This is a genomic window from Phyllobacterium sp. P5_D12 (genome assembly GCF_054049495.1).
The window spans coordinates 1-2,471 of the sequence record NZ_JBFUMG010000617.1; the positions used below are offsets into that span (position 1 = coordinate 1).

Genomic DNA, 2,471 nt, shown 5'->3' on the forward strand with positions numbered 1-2,471 from the left:
GCAAATTAGCCGCCAGTCGCAATGCTCGGCCTACTGCGTCTGGCCAAGAATTGTCCTCGCCATGACGAGGTCCGCTGTATCAAAACCCTCGGTGAACCGATCATAGACGCCTCGCAGCACTTTATGGGCCTCGTCATCACGCTGGAGTCCGTGTAGCATGCTAGCCAACTGGATGGCCGCCTTCATTTCCCAACCTATCGCTGACTGGCGTCGTGCTTCGCGGATAGACGCTCGGAATTGGTCCTCGGCTTTCGCAAAATCGTGTCCAGACCGGGCGCACAAAATTTCGCCGTGGGTTCGCAGGAGGTCAGGTAAAGTCTTGAAGTCGCCGATCTGGTAGACTGTATTGATGGCCTGCTCCACGGTAGCCTCGGCTTCGTCGAATTGGCCCAAGTTGGAAAGTCCCTTGGCGAGGTAACACTGTATCATCGGCGTGAGGGTGTAATATTCCTGAGCATGAAGCGCCTGCAGCGATGTCCGAAGTAACTCCGTGCCCTCTTCGCATCGATCAGTCTCGACAAAGACCCAACCTTTGAAGGCCTGAGCGATTGAATGAAAATCGGCGACCGCGTGCTTGTCAGCGTGAGTCAACAACGCTTCGCAGACACTCTCGGCTTCGTCAAAGTTGCCAGACCATGCAAACAACGCGATGGAGTACGTCAACCCTATGCAAAAGGAGATGTGGTGAGCGTATTGAGCCATCTCCTTCATCTTCTCTCGTGCCAGGCTGAGCGCTTGATCGGGGAACCCACAAAGCCACAAAGCCCTAGCGAACATAAATCGACCGCGGGCCTCCGTGATCAGATCAAGTTGGGCGTAGCCGCCCTCTTGTGCGGCCCGAAACCCGGCTTGACAATGTTGCAATGCACCGGCTTGATCGCCCGCATGATGGCACGCAACTGCTAGCATTATTTCTGCTGCGACTTCGTCTTCGACGACTCCGAGCTTGCCGGCAATGATCGATATCCGCTGCGCAGTTTTAAGCGCGGCTTGAGTGTCCCCGCGTCGCGCATAGAGGAAATTCAGCTCGCTCAGCATATTCAGCTGACGACGATCGTCGTTCAGTTTCTCGGCTTGCGCCAGGGCCCTCTCCAATAGGGCCTTCGTTTCATCCCGGTTGCCCAAAGAATACATGGCGGAACTCGCGAGCGCTTCCGAAAGCCGAAGCTCCAGGGGGGCGCCGGCTTGGTCGCCAGGAAGCATTTCCAGCGCACGCGAGCACCATCGATAACATTCGTTGAACCGCGACAACTGCATGAGAACATAGGCTGCGTTCGCCACGAGATTGACTGCTATCGCCGTATCACCGTTGTCCGAGAAACACCAAGCAAGCGCTTTGTTCAGATTGCCGAGATGTGGGCTGAAGGAAGCAGTCCCCCTGGCGTTTGTTGCGACTTTCTCTGAGACCGTAGAGAGGAACTGCGAGTAGTAGGCAGCATGACGACGGTCAATTCTCATGCTTTCTTCCTTGCTAGGTAGTGCAACGGCTGCGTAGGCGCGCGTTGTCTCAAGCAGACGATAAAAAATACTGCCATGTGCCAGCGTYACAAAAATCAGCGATTTCTCGACAAGTGAAGCTATAACCGAATTTACACTTTCACGCCTGTCTTGCTCATCACCGGCAACCGCGGCGGCGGCTTCGAGGGTGAACAGACCCACAAAAACAGAGAGCCTTAGCAGAAACCGCCTATCCGCTTCGGAGAGAAGGTTTACACTCCACGCCACCATTGACTGGAGCGTCTGGTGGCGAGGCGATACCCCTCGCCTGTTCGGGACTGAAAGTTCAGTTCCTGCTGAAATAAGCTCGACAGTGCCCCTTATGCCGAACGAACCAACCCGGCTTGCAGCAAGTTCGATCGCGAGCGCTATACCGTCCATGCGGCGGCACAACTCTGCCACGAACGGCGCATCGTCATCAGAAAGAGGACCGTCAAAACCACTCGATACTGCCCGTTCCATGAACAACTGTACGGCAGAAAACTTGAGCGCCTCCCCAGCCAACAAATAACTCTCCACGGGGATGTCCAAAGGTGAAAGAATATGGACCGTCTCACCTGAGGCCCTAAGAGGCTCCCGACTTGTTGCCAGCAACCTCAAGTTTGGCGATGCCTCTAGGATCCTAACTGCAATCCGTGCAGCGCCCTCTAAAACGTGCTCACAATTATCTAAAACGAGCAACGCGTCTCTTCCGGCGAGAAAGGAAACGACCGTGAAATCTGCATCCGATCCTGTCATCGGGCATTCCAATACTGACGCTATGGCCGAGGATATGTCCGTGTGGTCTTGAACTGTGCTCAGGTCGACGAAATAAACCAAATTCCCCCTTTTCAAGAATTGATCTGCTACGACGACTGCGACAGTCGTCTTGCCGATCCCTCCTGCTCCCACCACGGTGACAAATCGGTCTGCCAGCAAACTTTCCGTCAGATCGCGGACCGCGTCAGCACGGCCAATCAGATTTTCGATAGGAG

Annotated in this window: 1 protein-coding gene; it reads right to left on the bottom strand. The window is 54.9% G+C overall.

Annotated elements, in window-relative coordinates:
• Positions 1 to 30: 30 nt before the first annotated feature.
• Positions 31 to 2,471, bottom strand: a 2,441-nt coding sequence (locus ACXJ5O_RS24295) for an ATP-binding protein (RefSeq protein WP_457302144.1), incomplete at its 5' end; no start/stop codon positions are given.